The 23,413-nt window shown below is 34.9% G+C and carries 22 protein-coding genes; 20 read left to right on the top strand and 2 right to left on the bottom strand.

The genetic code is table 11. The features are described 5' to 3' along the window. Nucleotides 1-96 precede the first annotated feature (96 nt). The 20 genes from rsxC (at nt 97) to G558_RS0100180 (ending at nt 20,768) form a co-directional block, all read left to right on the top strand. Nucleotides 97-1,425: an electron transport complex subunit RsxC gene (gene rsxC / locus G558_RS0100275; protein WP_028828362.1), complete on the top strand. Its 1,329-nt coding sequence runs from the start codon at nt 97-99 to the stop codon at nt 1,423-1,425. A gap of 13 nt (nt 1,426-1,438) precedes the next feature. Further along, complete coding sequence (locus tag G558_RS0100270) at nt 1,439-2,380, top strand: RnfABCDGE type electron transport complex subunit D (RefSeq protein ID WP_028828361.1); 942 nt, start codon at nt 1,439-1,441, stop codon at nt 2,378-2,380. Further along, nucleotides 2,380-2,937, top strand: coding sequence for an RnfABCDGE type electron transport complex subunit G (locus G558_RS0100265; protein WP_028828360.1), 558 nt, complete (start codon nt 2,380-2,382; stop codon nt 2,935-2,937). Before G558_RS0100270 ends, G558_RS0100265 begins: the two co-directional genes overlap by 1 nt. 14 nt (nt 2,938-2,951) lie before the next feature. Then, on the top strand, nt 2,952-3,551 hold the full coding sequence (gene rsxE, locus G558_RS0100260; protein ID WP_028828359.1) for an electron transport complex subunit RsxE: 600 nt from the start codon (nt 2,952-2,954) through the stop codon (nt 3,549-3,551). Nucleotides 3,552-3,566: 15 nt separating this feature from the next. Then, a complete protein-coding gene (rsxA, locus tag G558_RS0100255; RefSeq protein WP_028828358.1) occupies nt 3,567-4,145 on the top strand; it encodes an electron transport complex subunit RsxA in 579 nt (192 codons plus the stop codon). 11 nt (nt 4,146-4,156) lie between these two features. Next, nucleotides 4,157-5,137: an RnfABCDGE type electron transport complex subunit B gene (locus G558_RS0100250; protein WP_028828357.1), complete on the top strand. Its 981-nt coding sequence runs from the start codon at nt 4,157-4,159 to the stop codon at nt 5,135-5,137. Nucleotides 5,138-5,216: 79 nt separating this feature from the next. Continuing rightward, nucleotides 5,217-6,413, top strand: a complete 1,197-nt coding sequence (locus tag G558_RS0100245) for a S41 family peptidase (protein ID WP_028828356.1) — start codon at nt 5,217-5,219, stop codon at nt 6,411-6,413. Beyond that, nucleotides 6,413-8,374: an excinuclease ABC subunit UvrB gene (uvrB, locus tag G558_RS0100240; protein ID WP_028828355.1), complete on the top strand. Its 1,962-nt coding sequence runs from the start codon at nt 6,413-6,415 to the stop codon at nt 8,372-8,374. The genes G558_RS0100245 and uvrB overlap by 1 nt, the downstream gene beginning before the upstream one ends. Continuing rightward, entirely contained in the window at nt 8,374-11,205 is a 2,832-nt protein-coding gene (gene uvrA, locus G558_RS0100235; RefSeq protein WP_028828354.1) for an excinuclease ABC subunit UvrA, read from the top strand. The genes uvrB and uvrA overlap by 1 nt, the downstream gene beginning before the upstream one ends. A gap of 28 nt (nt 11,206-11,233) precedes the next feature. After that, nucleotides 11,234-12,445 carry an exodeoxyribonuclease VII large subunit gene (xseA, locus tag G558_RS0100230; RefSeq protein ID WP_028828353.1) on the top strand — a complete coding sequence of 404 codons (1,212 nt, stop codon included), beginning with the start codon at nt 11,234-11,236 and terminating at the stop codon, nt 12,443-12,445. After that, nucleotides 12,435-12,632 (top strand): exodeoxyribonuclease VII small subunit, encoded by a 198-nt coding sequence (xseB, locus tag G558_RS0100225; protein ID WP_028828352.1) that lies wholly within the window; start codon nt 12,435-12,437, stop codon nt 12,630-12,632. Before xseA ends, xseB begins: the two co-directional genes overlap by 11 nt. Nucleotides 12,633-12,691: 59 nt before the next feature. Further along, a complete protein-coding gene (locus G558_RS0100220; RefSeq protein WP_028828351.1) occupies nt 12,692-13,582 on the top strand; it encodes a polyprenyl synthetase family protein in 891 nt (296 codons plus the stop codon). Nucleotides 13,583-13,598: 16 nt separating this feature from the next. Continuing rightward, nucleotides 13,599-14,042 carry a divergent PAP2 family protein gene (locus tag G558_RS0100215; protein ID WP_028828350.1) on the top strand — a complete coding sequence of 148 codons (444 nt, stop codon included), beginning with the start codon at nt 13,599-13,601 and terminating at the stop codon, nt 14,040-14,042. 15 nt (nt 14,043-14,057) lie between these two features. Next, complete coding sequence (locus G558_RS0100210) at nt 14,058-14,864, top strand: TlyA family RNA methyltransferase (protein ID WP_028828349.1); 807 nt, start codon at nt 14,058-14,060, stop codon at nt 14,862-14,864. A gap of 15 nt (nt 14,865-14,879) precedes the next feature. Next, nucleotides 14,880-16,559 (top strand): DNA repair protein RecN, encoded by a 1,680-nt coding sequence (gene recN / locus G558_RS0100205; protein WP_028828348.1) that lies wholly within the window; start codon nt 14,880-14,882, stop codon nt 16,557-16,559. A gap of 2 nt (nt 16,560-16,561) precedes the next feature. After that, on the top strand, nt 16,562-17,107 hold the full coding sequence (locus tag G558_RS0100200; RefSeq protein WP_028828347.1) for an NUDIX hydrolase: 546 nt from the start codon (nt 16,562-16,564) through the stop codon (nt 17,105-17,107). Beyond that, the gene (gene mltG, locus G558_RS0100195; RefSeq protein ID WP_028828346.1) at nt 17,104-18,114 is read left to right on the top strand and encodes an endolytic transglycosylase MltG; all 1,011 of its coding nucleotides are present in this window, start codon (nt 17,104-17,106) and stop codon (nt 18,112-18,114) included. The genes G558_RS0100200 and mltG overlap by 4 nt, the downstream gene beginning before the upstream one ends. A gap of 15 nt (nt 18,115-18,129) precedes the next feature. Then, a complete protein-coding gene (locus G558_RS0100190; RefSeq protein WP_028828345.1) occupies nt 18,130-18,786 on the top strand; it encodes an O-methyltransferase in 657 nt (218 codons plus the stop codon). Between the two features lie 43 nt (nt 18,787-18,829). Then, complete coding sequence (locus tag G558_RS0100185) at nt 18,830-20,074, top strand: peptidase U32 family protein (RefSeq protein ID WP_028828344.1); 1,245 nt, start codon at nt 18,830-18,832, stop codon at nt 20,072-20,074. Between the two features lies 1 nt (nt 20,075). After that, nucleotides 20,076-20,768, top strand: coding sequence for a 5'-methylthioadenosine/adenosylhomocysteine nucleosidase (locus G558_RS0100180; RefSeq protein ID WP_028828343.1), 693 nt, complete (start codon nt 20,076-20,078; stop codon nt 20,766-20,768). Nucleotides 20,769-20,832: 64 nt separating this feature from the next. On the opposite strand, the gene G558_RS0100175 is transcribed toward G558_RS0100180, so the two are convergent. Then, nucleotides 20,833-21,774 carry a magnesium transporter CorA family protein gene (locus G558_RS0100175; protein WP_028828342.1) on the bottom strand — a complete coding sequence of 314 codons (942 nt, stop codon included), beginning with the start codon at nt 21,772-21,774 and terminating at the stop codon, nt 20,833-20,835. A 12-nt stretch (nt 21,775-21,786) separates the two neighbouring features. After that, nucleotides 21,787-23,412, bottom strand: coding sequence for a putative manganese-dependent inorganic diphosphatase (locus tag G558_RS0100170; protein ID WP_028828341.1), 1,626 nt, complete (start codon nt 23,410-23,412; stop codon nt 21,787-21,789). Nucleotide 23,413 lies beyond the last annotated feature (1 nt).

Genomic DNA, 23,413 nt, shown 5'->3' with positions numbered 1-23,413 from the left:
TTTGTAGTATACTAATTATTGGTCATTTGGCTGAATATCAGTTTATTGATAAAGTTCGCAGATATAAAAAATTTTAATTGTTTAGGAGGATTTATAATGAGAGTTCTTACTTTCAACGGAGGAATACATCCACCGCATCATAAGTCTAGTACAGAGAACAAAAGCGTGGAAGTAGCAGTACAGCCTAAGTCTGTATACATACCTCTTTCACAGCATATTGGTGCTCCTTGTACAGCGCTTGTTAAAGTTGGAGATGTAGTTAAAAAAGGGCAAAAAATCGGAGAGCCAGGTGGATTTGTTTCAGCACCTGTTCACTCTTCAGTATCAGGAACAGTAAAATCTTTAAAAGCAATGACAGTTCCTGGTGGCCAGAAAACAATGTGTATTGAAATCGAAAATGATTTTAATGAAGAGCTTTTTGAAGAAATAAAACCTTATCCTGGAATTGACAGCATGTCTAGAGAAGAACTTCTGAACATGGTAAAGGATGCGGGTATAGTTGGTATGGGAGGAGCTACGTTCCCTACTCACGTAAAACTGTCGCCACCTAAAGAGAAGAACATAGACGTAGCGATACTTAATGGTGCAGAGTGTGAACCATACCTTACTGCAGACCACAGGCTTATGCTTGAGTCTCCACAAGATATAGTTACAGGACTTCAAGTTATTATGAAAATACTTGATGTTAAAAAGGGCTATATAGGAATCGAAGATAATAAACCTGAATGTCTTAAAGTAATGGAAGAAGCAGCTAAAAATGATTCTAAAATTGAAGTTGTTTCATTTAAAACAAAATATCCACAAGGGGCAGAAAAACAGCTGATAGCTGCCTGCACAAACAGAGAAGTGCCTTCTGGTGGACTTCCAATGGATATTGGTCTTGTTGTATCAAACGTTGCAACAGCAGCTCAGATAGGAAAGACTTTAAAAACAGGTCTACCACTAATTGAAAGAATCTGTACAGTTACAGGTTCAGTTATCAAAGAACCAAAGAACTTGTTTATTAAAAATGGAACTTTGTATTCTGAGTTAATTGAACAATGTGGTGGTTTCACAGTGGATCCAGCGAAAGTTATAAGTGGAGGACCAATGATGGGTCTTGCACAGACTAAACTCGAAGTGCCTTCTACAAAAGGAAGTTCTGGAATTCTGTGTATGTCTGCAGAAGAAGTAAACTGTGAAGAGTCAAGCAATTGTATCAGATGTGGTAAATGTATAACTATTTGCCCGGCTAGAATTCAGCCTATGTTTATAAGTGCGTATTCACTGATGTATAATTACGATAAAGCAGAAGAATACAAGGCTCTGGATTGTATAGAGTGTGGCTCATGTTCATTTGTGTGTCCAGCGAGAAGGCCGCTGCTACAATCTATAAGAGTGGCAAAAAAAGAAATATTGGCACAACGAAGAAAAGCTAGTAAATAGGGAGGAATATACAGTGGAAAAAATTAATTTAACCATATCTTCATCGCCACATATTAGAACCAGCAAAAATGTTTCTTCAGTGATGAAAGATGTATTTATAGCGTTACTACCTGCAGCTCTTGCTGGAGTATATTATTTCAGGGTACCTGCTTTAATAAATATAGTAGTAGCAGTATTTGGTGCGGTTGCGGCAGAGTATGCAGTACAAAAACTGATGAAACGCGAAGTGACTGTTAAAGACTTTTCAGCAGCAGTAACAGGCCTGCTTCTTGCGATGAACGTACCGGCAAGTCTGCCTTGGTGGATAACTCTTATTGGTGCAGTTTTTGCAATTATAGTAGTAAAACAGATTTTTGGAGGACTAGGTCATAACTTTATGAACCCTGCTCTTGCTGCAAGAGCTGTAATGCTTGCTTCTTGGCCAGTTCAGATGACAAATTGGACTTCTCCTGGTGCGGATGCAGTTTCTGCTGCAACACCTCTGGCTGTTTTAAAGGGGATTGAGGGAACACAAGCTGCTAACATTACAGATATGCTTATTGGTAACACAGGTGGATGTATTGGTGAAACATCGGCTATACTCCTTCTTCTAGGAGGAATCTACCTTATATACAGAGGTGTAATCTCATATCATATACCTGCTGTATATATAGCTACAGTTGCTGTACTCAGCTTCTTATTTTCTGGATTCCAGGTAACTGCGATTTCATATAACGTTCTTGCAGGAGGCTTAATGCTGGGAGCATTCTTTATGGCTACTGATTATGCGAGTTCTCCGGTAAATACTAAAGCGCAGATAGTATATGCTCTTGGGTGCGGTTTGTTGACAACGGTTATTAGATACTTTGGTGGGTATCCAGAAGGAGTTTCTTACTCGATTTTATTAATGAACGTAGCGGCTCCATTACTAGATAAATATTTAGTGCCAAAAGTATTTGGGGAGGTAGCGAAATAATGAAAAATGATATAGTAAGATTAGGATTGATCCTCTGTGTGATTTCACTTATCGCATCGGGACTGCTGGCTATGGTAAACGATGTTACTACTCCAATAATAGCGGCTCAGCAAATGGCAGCAAATGATGCTGCGAGAAAACAAATAATACCAGAAGCTGATTCTTTTGAAGAAGTTGAAGGAGAATTTGGTGAAAATGTAGTAGAGGTATACAAAGCAATGTCAGGTTCTGAGAATCTGGCGTATATAATAAAAACAATTTCTAAAGGATATGGCGGAGATATACAGATCATATCTGGAATAAAAAATGATGGTACTATTGCCGGAGCCGTTATTGGATCTATGACAGAGACACCTGGACTTGGAGCAAAAGCTCAGGATCAGCCATTTATATCTCAGTACAATGGAAAATCTATAGAAAATGAAATTGTTGTTTCAAAGAGTGATACTGGTGCTGATAACGAAATAGTGGCAATATCAGGTGCAACTATTACATCGCAGGCAGTAACAGATGGTATAAATCTTGCAGTAAACGTTTTTAATGAAAACTTTAAATAGGAGGGTGAGTCTAAATGAACTTCTTTCAAGTAATAAAAAATGGGTTGATAGATGATAACCCGACTTTTACACAAGTTCTTGGAATGTGTCCTACACTGGCAGTTACAACGTCAGCAATCAACGGATTAGGTATGGGCCTTGCAACTACAGCGGTACTTATATTGTCAAACTTTGTTATATCTCTTTTAAGAAAGGTTATTCCTTCGAAAATAAGGATTCCGGCATATGTAGTAGTAATTGCATCATTTGTAACTGTAGTAGGTATGCTCATGAAAGCATATGTACCAGCACTTGATGCGGCACTGGGACTATTTATTCCGCTTATAGTTGTTAACTGTATAATTCTTGCAAGAGCAGAGAGCTTTGCCTCAAAAAACAACCCTGTTTTATCAATAGCAGATGGTATAGGTATGGGCCTTGGATTCTCTTTGGCATTAACGCTTCTTGGTTCTGTAAGAGAAATTTTAGGTAACGGCAGCATTTTTGGAATGTCAATGTTTGGCGCAGGTTTTCAACCAGCACTTATTATGATATTGCCTCCAGGTGCATTCTTAGCTTTAGGTATGATTTTGGCTTTAATTAATAAAGTGAAATCTAAGAAGTCTACTAATTAACAGGGAGGAAAAAAAGTGAAATCAATATTTATAATATTATTAAGTTCAATATTTGTTAATAACTTTGTAATGTCAAAATTCCTTGGAATATGTCCTTTCCTTGGAGTTTCAAAAAAAATCGAAACAGCACTTGGTATGGGAATGGCAGTTACATTCGTAATGACTATAGCATCTCTGTTTACTTATCTGATTCAAAAATTGATTTTAATTCCATTAGGAATAGAATACTTACAGACTATAGCATTTATTCTTGTAATAGCATCACTTGTTCAGTTTGTTGAGATGGTAATTCAAAAGATGTCTCCAACTCTTTATCAGGCGCTTGGAGTTTTTCTTCCGCTTATTACCACAAACTGTGCGGTTCTTGGAGTTGCCATATTGAATATTCAAAGTAACTACAATCTGGTAGAGACTTTATTCAATGGATTTGGAGCAGCTGTAGGATTTACTCTTTCGATAGTGTTATTTGCAGGTATCAGAGAGAGACTCGAAATATCAAATGTTCCTAAATCATTTCAAGGTTTCCCTATCGCACTGATTACTGCAGGACTTATGTCTATTGCGTTTTTAGGTTTTAGTGGACTTGTAAAATAGGAGGTTATATAGTGAATCCAATTGTAAATTCAGTAATTAGTTTATCAGCTATGGGACTTGTTTTTGGTGCAGGCTTGGCTTATGCATCACAAAAATTCGCAGTAGAAGTTGATGAAAAAGAAGCAGCCATCTTGGACGCCTTACCTGGTGCAAACTGCGGAGGTTGTGGTTTTCCCGGTTGTGGAGGACTTGCAACAGCAATAGCTCAGGGAAACGCTCCAGTTAATGCCTGCCCGGTAGGGGGAGCACCTGTTGCAGAAGCCATAAGTATAATTATGGGAGTAGAAGCTTCAGCAGGAGAAAGAATTGTTGCAAGAGTGTTATGTAATGGTACAAAGCAAAATGCTACAGACAAATCAAAATACAGTGGTATATTAGATTGTAAAGCAGCAGCTATGGTTTCAGGTGGAGGACCAAAATCTTGTGAATATGGATGTATGGGATTTGGAACATGCGAAAATGTATGTCCATTTGATGCAATTCATGTACTTGATGATGGGATTGCTCACGTTGATCCAGAAAAATGTGTTGCTTGTGGAAAGTGTATAGAAGCTTGTCCTAAGAGTATAATAGAGCTGGTTCCAGCATCTAAAGAAGTTGTAGTTGACTGTATAAATAAAAATAAAGGTAAAGAAGTTAAGGTTAACTGCAGTGTGGGATGTATAGCTTGTGGTATATGCGAAAAGAACTGTCCATTTGATGCAATACACGTTGAAAACAACATTGCCAGAATAGACTATTCAAAGTGTACAAGCTGCATGATATGCGTAGAAAAATGTCCTACTAAAGCTATAGCAGGAGATCTGAAAAATAGAAAGAAAGCTGATATAGTGCCTGATCTTTGTATCGGATGTACAATATGTGCTAAAAATTGTCCTGTGGATGCAATAGCAGGAGAACTTAAACAAGTTCATGTAGTCGATAAAGATAAATGTATCGGTTGTGGAGTTTGTGCAAAAAAATGCCCTAAAAAAGCTATAAATATGATATAATTTGTATATCAAAGACTCTAAGTTTAAATAAACTTAGAGTCTTTTGTTATTATAAGTCAAATAAAGCGAGGCCTTGGAAATGAGTAGGAATAATAAAGTTTTTAGGACAATTTTACTTTCAGTTTTTATAATAGTATTTATTTTAAATGCTGTTATTTTGTCATCTCTTGTATTTGGTTTTAAGATACCCTACTTTGAAAAAGCGGTAATAACAAATACCCAGTATCAGGAATATATACAGATGAAGAAAGTTTTAGAATTAAAGCAAAAAATAGAGGACTTATATTACAAAGAAACAGATGATGAAGAACTAACAGAAGGCGCTATAAGAGGTATGTTTAATTCACTCAACGATAATTACTCATACTACATCTCTAAAGAAGAGTTAAAGACAAAGCAAAACAGCGAAAAAGGAATTTTGATAGGGATAGGGATAGGCATAGAAATACTTGAGGACGGTAAAATAAAGATAATATCCGTTGATGAAACCGGAACTGCACATAAAGCAGGTATAATGCCGGGTGATATAATAGTGGAAATTGATGATGTAAAATTAAATAGAGATAATATTTTTGAGGCTATAAATATTATTGGAAAAGACAATAAAGAATTCATTATATTTGGTGATTACCCCCATATAAAAATTGTGATCAAAAGAGAAGAAACAATTATTAGTCTTGATGTGGAAAGAAAAAAGATGATTGACAGAGCAATTTCATATGAAGTAATTGACAAAATTGGTTATATAAAAATAGACAGGTTTATCAAAGATACCTCTGATTATTTTCAAGAAGCTATTGAATATTTAAACAAGGAAAAAATCGAAAAGCTAATACTGGATTTAAGAGATAATCCCGGCGGGCTTTTAGACTCTTTGGTAGAAGCAACGGGATATCTTACAGGAAAAGAAACTGTAATATATATAAAAAACAGAACTGATGAAGAAATAAAATATATTTCAAAAAGCGAGAAAATTTTTGAAGGCGAGGTATGTATTCTTGTAAACGAAAACTCTGCTTCTGCAGCAGAAGCAATGACACTTGCTTTGAGAGAACACATTGGTGCGAAAGTGGTGGGAGTCAAAACCTTTGGAAAAGGAATAGTTCAAACCACTTACAATCTTGCGGACGGAACTGGATATAAACTGACTACCAGTGAGTATTTTTCGCCAAACGGTGCCTCAATACACAAAAAGGGAGTCATACCAGATTATGAAGTAAAAGATTATGAGATGCAAATAGAAAAAGCTAAAAAATTATTAAAAGGAGAAAAATGATGGATTTTCAATTGATATCTGAATTTTCGCCTACAGGGGATCAGCCTGCAGCAATAGAAGAAATAGTTAAATCGATAAATAATGATAATAAATTCCAAACCCTGCTGGGAGTGACTGGTTCTGGAAAAACTTTTACAATGGCAAATATTATTAAACAAACTAAAAAGCCAACACTCATAATAGCGCATAATAAGACTCTGGCAGCTCAGTTATATTCTGAGTTTAGAGAATTCTTCCCTGAAAACAGAGTTGAATTTTTTGTAAGTTATTATGATTACTATCAACCAGAAGCATATGTAGTATCTACAGACACATATATTGAAAAAGATTCATCCATAAATGAAGAGATAGACAAGTTAAGACACAGCGCCACAGCATCTGTACTTGAGAGAGACGACGTGATTATAGTCGCATCAGTATCGTGCATATACGGACTTGGTGATCCAGATGAGTACAAACACATGATGGTTTCTTTAAGGCCTGGAATGGAGAAAGATCGCGATGAGGTAATCAAATCTCTGATTGAAATCCAATATGAAAGAAACGATATGAATTTTGTAAGAGGGACATTCAGGGTAAAGGGTGATATATTAGAAATACTGCCTGCCAATACAGATGTAAAAGGATTACGAATAGAGTTTTTTGGAGACGAAATTGAACGTATAGTGGAAATAGATCATCTCACAGGAGAAGTTATTGGAACTAGAACACATGTTTCTATATTTCCAGCTTCACACTATGTAACAAGTAAAGAAAAACTAGAAAAAGCTATAGTGTCAATAGAAGCAGAACTTGAAGACAGGCTGAAATATTATAAAGAAAATGATATGTACCTCGAAGCTCAAAGGATAGAACAAAGAACCAGATATGATATAGAAATGTTAAAGGAAATAGGTACATGCAAAGGGATTGAGAACTACTCAAGGCATTTGACTGGACGCCAGCCTGGAGAAAGAGCCCTGACACTCATGGACTTTTTTCCGGATAACTATCTCATAATAATAGATGAGTCTCATGTTACCCTGCCGCAAATACACGCAATGTACGCAGGAGACCAGTCCAGAAAAAAATCTCTGGTAGAGTATGGATTTAGACTTCCATCTGCCATAGATAACAGACCCCTAAAGTATGAAGAGTTTCTTGAGGTTTCAAATCAGATTTTATTCGTGTCAGCCACTCCTTCAAAGTTTGAGATGGAAAATTCCCAAGGCTTTGCCGAACAGATAATAAGGCCTACAGGACTTTTAGACCCTGTAATAGAAATCAAACCAACTAATAATCAGATAGATAATCTTATTCACGAGATAAACGAGGCAGTGTCTAAAAACAGGAGAGTATTAGTTACTACTCTTACCAAGAAGATGTCAGAAAGCCTGACAGAGTATCTTGAAAAGAATGGCATTAAAGTAAGGTATTTGCATTCTGATATAGTTACCATGCAAAGAATTGAAATAATAAGGGATTTAAGACTTGGGATATTTGATGTCTTGGTAGGTATAAACCTCTTGAGAGAAGGCCTTGATATCCCAGAGGTTTCCCTGATTGCAATTTTAGACGCTGATAAAGAAGGTTTTTTAAGATCTGAAACATCTCTTATACAGACCATAGGAAGAGCAGCAAGAAATGCTCAGGGAAGAGTCATAATGTATGCAGACCGGATCACAAGATCCATGGAGGCTGCTATAAACGAAACAAATAGAAGAAGAGCTGTGCAGGAGCAATATAATATTGATCACAATATTACGCCAGAAACTATAAAGAAAGAAATAAGAGATAAAATTTCTACACTTGTAGCAGATGAAGGAAAGAAATACAATGTAAAAGAAACTATAAAGTCAGAAAAAATAGAAAAAGAAATAATTGAATTAACTGAGAAAATGTTTGAACTTGCAGAACAACTTAAATTTGAGGATGCAGCAAGAGTAAGAGACAGAATAAGAGAGCTGGAAAGGAAAATATAATGAACGATCAGATAGTAATTAGAGGAGCAAAAGAGCATAATCTGAAAAATATAGATATAACTTTACCAAGAAACAAATTAATTGTATTTACAGGGCTGTCAGGGTCGGGAAAATCTTCTCTTGCGTTTGATACTATTTACGCCGAAGGACAAAGAAGATACGTAGAAAGTCTTTCTTCGTATGCAAGACAGTTCCTTGGTCAAATGGAAAAGCCCAACGTAGATTATATAGAGGGACTTTCTCCTGCTATATCGATCGATCAAAAAACAACTTCAAAAAATCCAAGATCTACAGTTGGAACGGTTACAGAAATATATGACTATCTGAGACTCCTTTATGCAAATGTAGGAGTGCCTCACTGTATACATTGTGGCAAAACAATTCAGCAGATGACAGTTCAAGAAATTGTAGATAAGGTAATGGATATTGAAAAGGGTTCAAGGATACAGATAATAGCTCCAGTAGTAAGGGGGAAAAAAGGCAGACACGAGAAAGTGCTAGAAGCCATAAAAAATGAAGGCTATATAAGAATAAGAATAGATGGGGAAAACCTTGAAATTGGAGATGAAATAAATCTGGAAAAAAATAAAAAACACGATGTAGATGTCATAGTCGACCGTATAATAATCAAAGATTCAATAGAAAGCAGATTAAATGATTCCATTGAGACGGCCCTGAAATTAACTGAAGGTTTGGTGATAGTAAATATAATTGACAAAGAGGAGATGATGTTCTCAACTAAATTTGCATGTCCTGAACACGGGATAACGCTTGAAGAAATATCTCCTAGAGTATTTTCCTTCAATGCTCCATATGGGGCTTGTCCAGAGTGTAATGGCCTGGGAATGAATAAAAACGTAGACCCCTCACTCGTAGTTCCTGATGAAAATCTTACACTTAGAGAAAATGCCGTTGCGGCATGGGCTTCCAGCGACAAAAGTGAGAGCAGTATATATTTTAGTATGATAAAAGCTTTGGCAGAGGCTAACGAGGTATCCATGGATGTTGCCTACAAAGACCTTCCAGAAGATTTCAAGAAAAAACTGTTGTTTGGATCAGAGGACAAACTTAAATTTAATTATGAAAGCAGATTTTCTGATGGTTACAGAGCTTACGAATCAACCTTTGAAGGCGTGATAAACAATCTGGAAAGAAGATATAAAGAAACGCCCTCGGAATTCATAAGAACAAAGATAGAGCACTATATGTTTGAAAGTCCATGCAGGGTATGCAATGGAAAAAAACTTAAACCTGAGGTCTTAGCCGTAACTATAGGAGATAAAAACATAACTGAGCTAACAGAACTTTCGGTTGGAGAACATATAAAAGTCCTGGAATCATTAAAGCTTAGCAAAAACGAAGAAATAATTGCAGGTGAAATCACAAAAGAAATTAATCAAAGACTAAATTTTTTAAAAGACGTAGGGCTTGACTACCTCACTCTTGCAAGACAATCAGGATCACTTTCTGGTGGAGAGTCTCAAAGGATAAGGCTTGCAACACAGATAGGGTCTGCGCTTGTAGGTGTTTTATATGTACTTGATGAACCGAGCATAGGCCTCCATCAAAAAGATAATGAACGCTTGTTAAAGACACTCAGAGGTCTGACAGACATAGGGAACACTCTTATTGTAGTTGAGCATGACGAGGATACTATGTATGCTGCGGATCAAATAGTAGACATTGGCCCAGGGGCAGGACTTCACGGAGGAGAAATAGTATTTCAAGGGACTGTAGATGAGATGCTCAAATGTGAAAAATCGCTTACAGGCCAATATCTCAGTGGGAAAATGAAAATTGAAATTCCAGAAAATAGAAGACCGATAAATTGGGAGAACCTTATAGAAATAAAAGGAGTACAAGAGAACAATCTTAAAAATATAGATGTAAAATTTCCTCTGTCAGTGTTAACCTGCGTAACTGGAGTTTCAGGATCAGGTAAAAGTTCACTTATAAACGAAATACTGTATAAAGCGGCTTCAAATCATGCAAACCGATCAAGATTAAAGCCAGGTAAGTACAAAGAAATTATTGGACTTGATAGAATTGATAAAGTTATAGATATAGACCAAAGCCCAATAGGAAGAACCCCTCGTTCAAATCCAGCTACTTATACAGGCGTATTTGATCCGATCCGTGATCTTTTTGCAACCACGATAGATGCAAAATCTAAGGGCTATAAGAAGGGCAGATTCAGCTTTAACGTTAAGGGTGGAAGATGCGAGGCATGTAAGGGCGATGGAATATTGAAGATTGAAATGCACTTTCTGCCTGATGTATATGTTCCCTGCGAAGTATGCAAAGGAGAGCGCTATAACAGAGAGACGCTGCAAGTCAAATATAAAGGAAAGAGTATTTCTGATGTGTTAAACATGAACGTAGAAGAAGCACATGAATTTTTTGAAAAAATACCAGCTATAAAAAGAAAGCTGGAGACACTTGTGGATGTAGGTTTATCATATATTAAACTGGGGCAGCCTTCTACCCAGCTTTCCGGAGGGGAAGCGCAAAGGATAAAACTATCTACAGAACTCAGCAAGAAGCAAACAGGAAAGACTCTGTACATTCTTGATGAGCCTACGACAGGGCTTCATATAGCCGATGTAGATAAATTGATAATGATGCTAAACAAACTTGCAGATAATGGGAATACAGTTGTTGTGATTGAACATAACCTTGATGTAATAAAAACTGCAGACTATATAATAGATCTTGGACCAGGTGGAGGAGACAAAGGTGGAGAAGTTATAGCCAAAGGAACGCCTGAAGAAGTTATGGAAAACTCAGATTCATACACTGGTTATTTTTTAAAGAAACATATTTATAAATAGCAACCACATTAAAGAAAGAGACGATAATATGAGAATGCGTACCCTTACTATAAGTGAGCTTAACCGCTATATATCTAATTTCATAAAGGCAGATCCAATATCGCAGAGTGTAAGAGTAGAAGGAGAAGTATCAAATTTAAAATTTCACTCTGGAGGGAATATATACTTCACGCTCAAAGATGACAATAGCAAAATAAACTGTATAGTCTTTGCTGATGCCTATATCACGGAGGAATTGAACGAAGGAGACAGAATTATATGTCAGGGAAAAGTGAATTTCTATGAAAGAGACGCACATGTCAGCATTATAGTCTCTAAAACTGAAAAAACAGGAATTGGGGAATTGTATAAGAGGTTTATAGAGCTGAAATTAAAACTCGAAAAAGAAGGAATTTTTGATCAAAAACATAAAAAAGAAATACCATATATCCCTTCAAAGATAGGCGTTATAACTTCTCCTACAGGGGCAGTTATAAGAGATATATATAATGTGATAAACAATAGATTTCCTAAAGTGGAGATTTTATTATACCCGGCTCTTGTCCAAGGGGACAGGGCGTATGAGGATGTAATATCAGGACTCAAGTATTTCAACAGCGCTAATAAGAAAGAAATGCCAGATCTTATAATAATAGCCCGAGGCGGAGGTTCTTTTGAAGAACTTTCTACTTTCAACAATGAAGAGCTGGCCTATGAAATTTTTAATTCAAAAATTCCTGTAGTATCGGCAATCGGACATGAAAATGATTTTACTATTGCAGACTTTGTGTCAGATCTAAGAGCATCAACACCTTCAATGGCCGGCGAACTTGCGGTGCCATCAATGCTAACTTTGAAAAGAGATCTGGAGAACATGAAAAATCACCTTAACCGTGAAGCCAGCAGAATCTTTGAATCAAACTATGAAAAATTATATAACATTAAAAACACTATTGAGATTTACAATCCACTCTCTACATTAATGAGAAATAAAGAAGAACTTGATAAGATGAGATATGACCTTCAAAATCAAATTTACAGAATGATAGAAACCAGCAATCTGATTTTGAATTCAAGAAGAGAACAGCTGGTCGCGCTTAATCCACTTAATTTGCTTGACAGAGGGTATACAACCGTTTACAGCGAAAGTCGCGGACTCATAACAAGATCATCAGAACTTGAAAAAGACTATATTATAAACATAAGATTTTACGATGGTAAAGTTACTGCAAAAGTAATTGGAGGTAATAATGAAAACTAAATATGAATCAAAAATAAAAAATCTAGATACCATAATAAAAAAACTTCAAGAAAGCAATATAGGACTTGAAGATTCAATCGAATTATATAAAGATGGAATCAAATTATATCATGAATGCTCGGAAGAACTGAAAAATCTTGAATTAAGTATAAAAACCGTAGATGGAGAAAATATAATAATTGAATAAAAAAGACAATAACATTAATTTTTGATATAATATTAAATAAATGAATTTAGGAGATAAGAATGAAATTTACCCAACAATATAATGCTACAAAAAAAGACGTTGAAGAAAATTTGATTTCTTTTATAGATCATATAGCCGGAACACCCCAAAAAACAATATTTGAATCGATGATATACAGCCTTGAGGCGGGTGGAAAGAGAATAAGACCGGTGCTTTTACTCGAGACTTTGAAAATGCTGGGCGGAAATTATACATCAGGACTTGCCTTTGCGTGCGCAGTGGAATATATTCACACATATTCACTTATTCATGATGATCTTCCAGCTATGGATGATGATGATTTAAGAAGAGGAAAACCGACAAATCACAAAGTTTTTGGTGAAGCCATTGCAATACTTTCTGGAGACGGACTGCTTAATTCGGCTTTTGAGATAATGTCTGATGAAATTCTTAAAAACAACTCAGCAGGCTCAATAAAAGCTATGAATGTTATTTCAAAATGTGCAGGAATAAATGGTATGATTGCCGGTCAGATTGTAGATATTGAGTCAGAAGGAAAAACCATATCTTATGAGGAATTGAGATATCTGCACAGCAAAAAAACTGGAGCTCTCATAGAAGCCTCTGTTATAGCTGGAGCATATCTTGCCGGAGCAGATGAAAAAGAAATAGACGCAGTAAAGCGGTATGCCCAAAATATAGGACTGGCGTTTCAGATAGCTGATGATATACTTGATGTTGTAGGAGATAGCAAAGATCTTGGAAAAAACACCGGAAGTGATAAGGAAAATGAAAAATCAACCTATGTATCATTGTTTGGTATAGAAAAAGCAAGGCTGCTTGCTCAAGAATGTCTTGAAGATGCAATTAAATCTTTAGATATATTCGATTCTAAAAATCGTGTATTTCTTGAAGAACTTGCAAGATTCATCGTCTTAAGGAAAAACTAATTAGGAGGTAAAAAACTTGGGAATAAACGGGATATTTAGCAATGATGTTCTAAAAGTCACCTTCTGGGGATGGTTTATAGCGCAGCTTTTAAAAGTTATATTCACTTTGATTTCGACAAAAAAAGTTGATTTTTCAAGATTTGTAGGTTCAGGGGGAATGCCCAGTTCTCACTCATCTTTAGTGACGAGTATGACTACTGCTGTTGGAATAACTGAAGGATTTAATTCGCCAATATTTGCACTTGCCTTTGCAGTAACTTGCATTACAATGTATGATGCAGCGGGTGTGAGATATGCAGTTGGGGCACAGGCTAAAATCTTGAACCAAATGCTTACAGATATACAAGAACACAAGTTTACATTTAAAGAAGAAAAATTGAAAGAACTAATCGGTCATACACCCAAAGAAGTTATAGCTGGTGGTATACTGGGAGTGCTTATAGCAGTTATTATGCTGTAATCAGAAAGGATAATAATGAAAGAAAGAATAGATAAAATTCTTGTTGACAGAGGTCTTTTTGATTCAAGAGAAAGAGCCAAAAAAAATATCATGGCAGGAACAGTTCTTGTGAACAACATGGTAATTGACAAAGCCGGCTTTTTGATTGACACGGAAGCTGAAATCCGAATTAAAAATGACGCTATACCATATGTTTCAAGAGGTGGGTTAAAGCTTGAGAAAGTAATGAATTCATTGGAAATAAGTCTTGATAACAAAGTCTGCATGGATATTGGGTCATCTACTGGCGGATTTACAGACTGTATGCTGCAAAATGGAGCAAAAAAGGTTTATGCTGTTGATGTAGGATATGGACAACTTGACTGGAAATTAAGAAACGACAGCAGAGTAAAAGTTATGGAAAGAACTAATATAAGAAATGTTACTTTAGAAAATCTTGAAGATAAAATTCAGTTTTTCAGCATAGATGTCTCTTTTATATCTCTCAAACTTGTACTTCCCAAAATCAAAGAGCTTGGAGACGACAATTTTGAATGTATAGCTTTAATAAAGCCACAATTTGAGGTAGGCAGAGAAGAAGTTGGGAAAAATGGAGTTGTAAGAGATCCTGAAAAACACTTAAAAGCTATAGTCAAGTGCATAGGCCATGCTCTTGAAATCGGGCTGCACCTTACTGGCCTCGATTACTCACCAATAAAAGGTCCTAAGGGAAATATAGAATTTCTTATGTTATTAAGCAATAACTCGGAGAATGAAATCACTGACACAAACCAAGAAGCGGAGAATGTTGTAAAAAGTGCACATTTTAAATTGGATAAATAGACTTAAGAGGTAATTATGTTACATGAAATCTATATAAAAAACTTTGCGTTAATTGATGAAAATAGAATTAAATTTAAAGAGGGATTAAATATCATCACAGGAGAGACTGGATCAGGAAAATCTATCCTGATTGATGCTTTGTCTATGGCGCTTGGGAAAAAAGGTGATAGATCATATGTCAGAAATGGAAGCTCCAAGGCAGTAATTGAGGCAGTTTTCAGCTGTAAAAACTCTGAAATAATAAAGTCGCTTTGCGACCTTGGAATAGACGATGCTGAAGAAGAGATAATAATAACAAGAGAAATAAGCGCAGAAGGTAAGACTCTTAGCAGGATAAACAACCGAAGCGTAAGTAAGTCTATATTAAAACAGATTTCAACTCAGCTAATAACCATACACGGACAAAACGAGTACGAACAAATAATGAACTCTAATAATCAGCTGAATCTTCTTGATCTCTTTGGCGGAGAAATTCTGTATGATAAGAAACGCTCTTATAAGAATATTTATGATGAATATATTGATTTGAAAAAGAAAATATCTAAGCTTAATAATTATGAAGAGCCCAGTAAATTACAAAGAGAAATTGATTTGATTAAATATGAAATAGAAGAAATTAAAACTGCAAACTTATCAAAAGATGAAAAACAGGAACTTACAAAAGAACTGAAAAAAGTCGAGAATACAGAAAAGATACAAAGCATATTGTCAACAAGTTATGACTCTATATATGGAAGTTCGGAATCTGTTTTATCTATACTTTCAAACAGTCTTAACAAGTTTGACCAGATTGAAGACTTTGATAAGGACATCAAGCAATGGAACGATGTAATTAAAGACTGTTATTATAGATTAGATGATGTTGCAAATGAAATAAGGTCTAAGAAAAATAGTTTTGAGTTTGATCCTTCATTGATAGATGAGCTAAACCAGAGAATAGACAAAATAAATACCCTATACAGGAAATACGGAAACAGTTATGAGAAGGTCATTGAATTTAGAGACAAATCATCAAAGAGACTGGAAGAAATAATACTGAGAGATGAGCTTATTGAAAAATACAAGAAAGAGCTGAAGATAATCGAAATAAGGTTATCCGAAGAAGCTGAGAAACTTTCAAATTCAAGAAAACAAATAGGCCTGGAATTAACAGAAAAAATAATAAAAGAACTTTGTTCGCTGAAAATGAATAATACACAATTCAGAATTGATTTTAATGAAACCCAGTATAATGAAGCTGGATCTGATAATATAGAGTTTATGGTTAATTTTAATAAAGGTGATGTGCTTAAATCAATAAACAAAATAGCGTCTGGGGGAGAAATCTCCAGATTCATGCTGGCCTTGAAAAATGTAATATCAGAAACAGATGATATTGAAACTCTTATTTTCGATGAAATTGACACGGGAGTAAGTGGCGTTGCAGCACAAACCATAGGTGATAAACTTAAAGAAATAAGCAGGCACAGACAAGTGCTATGTATTACTCACCTTCCCCAAATTGCCAGCTATGCGGACAGGCATTATCTTGTAGAAAAATTTGATACAGACATATCTACCGAAACAGTAGTGTCTAAATTAGATTATGATCAGAGAGTGACAGAACTGGCAAAAATGATAGGTGGACTAAATATTACAAAAACCACAATTGATAATGCAAAAGAACTGATATCCAAAAACAACAGGAGTATATAATAATGACAAAAGAGAAAACTTTGAGCACTAAACAGATATATGACGGTAAGGTAGTATCTTTAAAGGTAGATATAGTCGAAATCTCAGAAGGGAAAACTTCAGTCAGAGAGATTGTCAATCACTGTGGTGCAGTTTGTGCAGTAGGAGTGACCAGGTATAAAAAGCTTGTTCTGGTAAAGCAATTCAGAAAATCGATTGAGAAAGAAATACTAGAGATTCCAGCAGGAAAATTGGAGCCAGGAGAAAAGCCTGATGATGCAATAGTAAGAGAATTTAAAGAAGAAACTGGATACGATATAGAAAATCTTAGATATATGACATATTTTTATACTACTCCAGGATTTTCTAATGAAGTTGGGCATATTTACTTTTTGGATGCTACAGACAAGGGAAGTACCAATTTTGATGAAGATGAAGATATTGAGATAATAGAGCTTTCCCTTGAAGAAACGAAAAAAATGATTTACAGCAAGGAAATTGTTGATGCAAAAACTATACTTGGCGTAATGATGTACAGTGATTACATTGAAAAGGAATCTATAATATGATAAAAAAAATATTAATTTCTCTTTTATTAATTTCTTCTTTAGTTATTTCTGGATGTTCTCAAGAAGACAAGTTGTCGGCTGTAGATGCAAATGACAGTGAAGAAATTATATATGAAGTAAAATCGGGAACAAATGTAACTACAGTTGCGAGTGAGTTGGAAGAATATGGATATATTAAAAATGCCAAAGCACTTAAAAAATATGCGACAGAAAATGACAAAACCAATATACAAGCTGGTGAATATATAATAACGAAATCAATGAAAGCAAGTGAAATACTGCAAAAATTTATTGACGGTGATAATTATCAAGGGAAAAAACTAACCGTTCCAGAAGGATATGAGGCTATTCAAATATCGAGAAAAATAGAGGAAGCCGGTATTGGAAGTGGTGCCGATTTTATGAGGGTTGTTAATGACCCGGACATATTCAGAGATAAATATGAATTTTTAAAAGATGAAAATATAACAACTTTAGAAGGCTATTTATTCCCAAGAACGTATCATTTTAAAGAAAATACGCCTTCTGAAGAAATTGCAGACAAGATGCTTTCCCAATTTGATATTATTTATAAAAAAAATATAGCTTCAAATATAGAATCTACAGGTATGAGCGTAAATCAAGTTATAATACTGGCATCTATAGTCGAAAGAGAAGCGGCGATAGAAGAAGAGATGCCTCTTGTTGCATCTGTTTTTATCAAAAGACTTGATATAGACATGTCACTTCAGTCTTGTGCAACAGTACAGTACATTTTAGGAGAAAGAAAACCGATTCTATCTTATGAAGACATAAGTATAGATTCCCCATACAATACCTACATGTACAAGGGACTTCCCAAAACTGCCATAGCCTCTCCTGGCGAAAAAGCTATTATGGCTGTGCTTCAGCCTGCAGATACACAATATCTGTATTTTCTTGCAAAAAATGATGGAAGCGGAGAACAGGTATATAGTGAAACGTACGAAGAGCATCTAAAAAATAAAGCCAAATATCTCGGAAATTAAAGTGGAAGGAATAAAATGAGTAATATTACAAATGACAAAGTAGAGAAATATATAACTGAGAGAACTCATGCAGTTTCTAATATTCAAGAAGAGATGGAATTGTACGCAAAAGAAAATGTAGTACCTATAGTTACCAGAGATACACTGGCTCTTTTGAAAACAATTGTGCATATAAACAAACCTTATAATATACTCGAATTTGGGACAGCCATAGGATACTCATCTATAATGATATGTACAGAATTAAAAGGAAACTGTAAGATAACCACAATAGAGAGAAATGAAAAAAGATATTTGAAAGCAATCGAATATGTTAAAAGAGCTGGTTTCCAGGATGAAATAGATATTATTAATGTGGATGTCCTTGAGGCAGGAGCTATAATTGAAAATGGTTTATATGATCTGGTATTTATAGATGCAGCAAAAGGCCAATACAGGCTATTCTTTGATATGATATTTGAAAAAGTAAGATCTGGAGGCATAATAATATCTGATAATATTTTTCACAAAGCTATGGTCTGTGAACCGGAAATTTGTTCAGTAGAACGAAGACAAAGGACCATATATAGAAGAATGAACCAATATCTGGATTACCTTACGACTGAAAATGAGTCGTTTTATACAACTTTAGTACCAATTGGTGATGGATTGGCAATAACCTATAAAAGATAATTATATTTTCAATATATCACATTTAAATATGAAAGGATTTGCAATGAATAAAATTGAGTTATTAGCTCCAGCAGGTGATTTAGAAAAATTGAAAATGGCCATACTATATGGAGCAGATGCAGTCTATATTGCGGGTGAAAATTTTGGGCTTAGAACGGCATCAAAGAATTTCACTGAAGAGCAAATGAAAGAGGCTGTAGATTTTGTAAAGAAAAATAATAAAAAAATATATGTAACTTGTAATATCATACCTCACAACGATGATTTTGAAGGTTTGGAAAATTACCTTAAATACCTTGAAGAAATAGGAATAGATGCAATTATTGTGGCCGATCCAGGTGTCCTTATGATAGCAAAAGATACAGTTCCTGATATGGAAATTCATCTGAGCACGCAGGCGAATAATACAAACTTTAACAGTGCGAATTTTTGGTACAGACAAGGTGTAAAAAGAGTTGTTACAGCAAGAGAGTTATCTTTTGAAGAAATAAAAAAAATACGTGATGAAATACCAGAAGATATGGATATAGAATCATTTGTACATGGAGCAATGTGCATTTCATATTCAGGGCGCTGTCTTATGAGCAACTATATGACGGGAAGAGATGCAAACAGAGGATCATGTGCGCATCCATGCAGATGGAAATACTCACTTGTAGAAGAAAAGAGACCTGGCGAATATTTTCCAATCGAAGAAGATGAAAGAGGTACGTATTTCTTTAACTCCAAAGACCTGTGCATGATTGAGTATGTAAAAGAGCTCATAGAAGCAGGCGTAAGCAGTTTTAAAATAGAAGGCAGGGTAAAGACACCTTATTATGTGGCAACAGTAGTAAGGGCCTATAGAATGGCAATAGACGAGTACTATAAAAATCCGGATAACTATAAATCCGATCCTTCTTGGATGGAAGAGGTAAAAAAGGCCAGCTATAGAGATTTCACGAGCGGTTTTTATCTTGATAAACCAGATGGAGAATCTCAGAATTACGGAACTAGTTCATATATAAGAAATTATGATTTTATGGGTCTGGTAACTTTGTATGATACTGATAAAAATATGGCTAAAATCGATGTAAGAAACAGAATTTTCCTTGGAGATAAGGTTGAAATAATTGGCCCTGACTGTGAGACTATATATACGACAGTAAAGGCTATTTATAATGAAAATATGGAGAGTATGGACGTAGCCCCAAGGCCAAAAGAACAGGTATGGATTGATTTTGGATATGAAGTAAAAGAAAATTATATTATAAGAAAAGTAAGTGTTGAAAATCAGGGGGAAAATTAAGATGGTGATAGGTATAATAGGAGCAATGTCAGAAGAGGTAGAAAGTCTTAAAAAAATAATGAAAGTCGAAGATACTATGAATAAGGCTGGCATGGAATTTTTTGAAGGACAATTATGGGGACATGATGCAGTAGTAGTAGTGAGTGGTATAGGCAAAGTTAATGCTGCAATCTGTACGCAGATACTGGTAGACATGTTTGATGTTGATAAAATAATAAACGTCGGAGTGGCAGGCGGCGTAAGTCTAGATGCCAATCCAGGAGATGTTGTAATAGCGAGCTCACTTGTACAGCATGATGTAGATTGTACAGCTTTTGGAGAAAAACATGGTCAAATTCCAAGGATGGATGTATTAGATTTCAAATGCGACCAGGCAATGATAAATATTGCTAAAAATGTTGAATTAAAGAGCGAATCAAACAAGACTATGGTAGGAATAATAGCGACTGGAGACCAATTTATTGCGGATAACAATAAAGTTAAATGGTTGGATGAAACTTTTAGTGCAGCAGCCGTAGAAATGGAAGGCGGAAGTATAGCGCAAGTGTCGCATCAGAACAATGTCCCTTTTATAGTCATAAGATCTATATCAGATAATGCAAATACAGGAGCAAGTGTAGATTTTCAAAAATTTGTTCCTCTGGCAGTAGACAACTCTATCCGTATAATAGAAGGACTATTGAAAAATATGTAAAAACAAAAAAGCTGTGTATGAATTCCTTTAGAGGGTATCTTACACAGCTTTTAATTTTATAATTTCAAAAAAGTTTTTTCTTAAGCATAAACAAGGTAAAGGCAGCTGTAATTACTATAGTTATCAATATGATTATTAAAAATCCAGCTGGATTTCCTGCCATTGGTACAGGCACATTCATGCCCATAAAACTGGCTACTATGGTAGGTATAGCAAGTATTATAGTTAGAGAGGTAAGAACTTTCATAACTATGTTAAGATTGTTAGATATGACAGATCCGACAACGGCCATGGTTCCATTTAGTATATTACTGTAGGTCTGTGACATATCTATGGCCTGCTTATTCTCAATTATTACATCCTCAAGAAGATCTTTGTCATCTGAATACTGTTTAATGACATCCAGCCTCATCATTTTTTCAAATACAATTTCATTTGATTTAAGTGAGGTAGTAAAGTATACTAGAGATTTTTCAAGAGAAAGAAGCTGGAGCAGTTCTTCATTTTTCATGGATTTATGCAACTCTTTTTGCATAGATTCACTTAGTCTGTCGATTTGTTTAAGATAAAATAGATAATAAGTCGCATTTTTGTACATCATCTGAAGGATTATTCGAGTCTTTTTTCCAGTATGAAATCCTTTGACTCTCATTTTTATAAAATCATTGAGAAGCTTTACCTCTATTGTGGACACGGTTATTATGGCATGTGCTGAAATAATTATTCCTATAGGAACGGTACCATATATTCTTGATCCTTGAAGAGTGACGTCTTCAAATGGTATAGGAACGTCTATTATAAAGAGAGTACTTTCGTCTTCTACATCTATACGTGGGCTTTCTTCATCGTCAAGTGCTGCTTTAAGGTGGCTCTCTTCTATATTATATCGCAGTCTTATATTTGCAAGTTCTTCCTGAGTAGGATTAATCATGTTAATCCATACCCCATCATCGAGTGTGCTGATCTCTTTTGTGGCATCATTAATTGTCTTATAAATTTTTAGCATAAATAGCTCCTATTACATCTTACTGTTAAGTTCAGATATTATCTGTGGAATAATTTGTTTCTTTCTAGAAACAATATTTTCAACGAAAGTACCTTGTGTATCATTACAGTCAAATGCTCTTGATATAAAATTATGATCTTTGCAGAAATAATATAAAAAAGAACCTTCATTTATTATATCAGTTATTGTGAGCAAGAATATAAAGTAATTATTATCAGAGGATTCACTTTTGAGTTTTTTTAGGATTTCTAATTTATTATTTTCCATAAAAGTCAGGTCTGACGTAAAGAACTGTGAAATTCTGAACTTTTCATTTACATTTGTAAATTCTTTTGAATCGGTGTAGAGTAGTTCTTCTATTGTAAGATTTTCTGTCGAACAGGCGGCTTTGTACATATTTGAAAAATGTTCTTCTATATTAAGTTTTGCTATTTTATTTAATTCCTTGACTGCCACAATATCATGATGTGTACATGTAGGTGACTTAAATGAAAGTGTATCAGATAATATACCACTTATGAGTATTCCCGCTATATCTGCAGGTATACTTATTTTGTTAAATTCGAATTGTTGAAACACTATGGTGCATGTGGAACCAACTGGATAATTCAAAAAGTGTATGGGCTCGATAGATGTCAGCCCTCCAAGTTTGTGATGATCTATAATTTCCAAAACGCTAGCTTCATTAAGTCCGTATACACTTTGATTTTCCTCGTTATGGTCCACGAGTATCACTTTTTTTCTAGAAGTAGCAGATAACGACTTTCTGTCAATAAATCCAAGATATTTACCATCCGAATCTACAATAGGATAATTTCTATAATTAGTGTTGGAAATTTCCTCTTTGACATCAGTAATATAATCATTTATGCTCAGCTTTACTATATCATTGTTTTTCATTATATTTTTTACGGAATTACATTGCTGTATTATCTTACTCACAGCATAAGTATCTTTATTGGTCTGAATTATGGCTATGTTTTTTTTGTCAGCTATATTTATAATTTCATCGGGAATTAATGTTTCACTACATATTATCACAAGCCTTACATTATATTCAAGTAGCTTTTCAATTAGTGGGAACACATCACCTGTGATTACAATGTCATTTTCATTGTAAGTGTCATTTAAAGACTTATAATAGTCTGCGGCAACGGAAATATTACCTATAACAGGAGATGATTCATTAAGACCTGCACAAACAAGGATTTTTGCATCGATTTGTACTACTATATTATTAAAGACTGAATTAAGGTTTTTAAAATCACCTTTAATGAGTTCCATAGCTATATCTTTTATGCTTAGAATTCCAGTTAGATAGTTGTTTTTGTCTGTTATGGCTATGGTATTCAAAGCATTTAGATCCATAGTTTTAAAAGCCTTAAGGTAGGAGTTGTGTTCGTCTACAGGCAGGGATCTATGATAGGGAGCGTCTTTTAGCTGAGACTTTACATTATCTAAAATTTCAGGGTAGGGTAATTTAAAATAGTCTAATACGTATTTAGCTTCGTTCTTAATTTCTCCAAGAACTCTGGGCTCGGTATTTTCATTCATTGAATTTTTTAAGTGAGAATATGCTATAGCGCTGCAGACTGAATCTGTATCTGGGTTCTTGTGTCCAAAAATAAGTGTTTTCATA

This window comes from Proteocatella sphenisci DSM 23131 (assembly GCF_000423525.1).
Taxonomy (GTDB): Bacteria; Bacillota; Clostridia; order Peptostreptococcales; family Filifactoraceae; genus Proteocatella; species Proteocatella sphenisci.
Note: the sequence above shows the minus strand (reverse complement) of the source record. Positions and strands in the feature narration are given on the sequence as shown.

Excerpts from the sequence above, each read along its gene's own strand:
- G558_RS0100200 (WP_028828347.1), top strand. The coding sequence starts at position 16,562 with ATGACAAAAGAGAAAACTTTGAGCACTAAACAGATATATGACGGTAAG.
- G558_RS0100210 (WP_028828349.1), top strand. The coding sequence starts at position 14,058 with ATGAAAGAAAGAATAGATAAAATTCTTGTTGACAGAGGTCTTTTTGAT.
- G558_RS0100190 (WP_028828345.1), top strand. The coding sequence starts at position 18,130 with ATGAGTAATATTACAAATGACAAAGTAGAGAAATATATAACTGAGAGA.
- rsxE (WP_028828359.1), top strand. The coding sequence starts at position 2,952 with ATGAACTTCTTTCAAGTAATAAAAAATGGGTTGATAGATGATAACCCG.
- G558_RS0100265 (WP_028828360.1), top strand. The coding sequence starts at position 2,380 with ATGAAAAATGATATAGTAAGATTAGGATTGATCCTCTGTGTGATTTCA.
- rsxC (WP_028828362.1), top strand. The coding sequence starts at position 97 with ATGAGAGTTCTTACTTTCAACGGAGGAATACATCCACCGCATCATAAG.
- recN (WP_028828348.1), top strand. The coding sequence starts at position 14,880 with ATGTTACATGAAATCTATATAAAAAACTTTGCGTTAATTGATGAAAAT.
- G558_RS0100180 (WP_028828343.1), top strand. The coding sequence starts at position 20,076 with ATGGTGATAGGTATAATAGGAGCAATGTCAGAAGAGGTAGAAAGTCTT.
- G558_RS0100220 (WP_028828351.1), top strand. The coding sequence starts at position 12,692 with ATGAAATTTACCCAACAATATAATGCTACAAAAAAAGACGTTGAAGAA.
- uvrB (WP_028828355.1), top strand. The coding sequence starts at position 6,413 with ATGGATTTTCAATTGATATCTGAATTTTCGCCTACAGGGGATCAGCCT.
- G558_RS0100185 (WP_028828344.1), top strand. The coding sequence starts at position 18,830 with ATGAATAAAATTGAGTTATTAGCTCCAGCAGGTGATTTAGAAAAATTG.
- G558_RS0100175 (WP_028828342.1), bottom strand. The coding sequence starts at position 21,774 with ATGCTAAAAATTTATAAGACAATTAATGATGCCACAAAAGAGATCAGC.
- uvrA (WP_028828354.1), top strand. The coding sequence starts at position 8,374 with ATGAACGATCAGATAGTAATTAGAGGAGCAAAAGAGCATAATCTGAAA.
- xseA (WP_028828353.1), top strand. The coding sequence starts at position 11,234 with ATGAGAATGCGTACCCTTACTATAAGTGAGCTTAACCGCTATATATCT.
- xseB (WP_028828352.1), top strand. The coding sequence starts at position 12,435 with ATGAAAACTAAATATGAATCAAAAATAAAAAATCTAGATACCATAATA.
- mltG (WP_028828346.1), top strand. The coding sequence starts at position 17,104 with ATGATAAAAAAAATATTAATTTCTCTTTTATTAATTTCTTCTTTAGTT.
- G558_RS0100170 (WP_028828341.1), bottom strand. The coding sequence starts at position 23,412 with ATGAAAACACTTATTTTTGGACACAAGAACCCAGATACAGATTCAGTC.
- G558_RS0100245 (WP_028828356.1), top strand. The coding sequence starts at position 5,217 with ATGAGTAGGAATAATAAAGTTTTTAGGACAATTTTACTTTCAGTTTTT.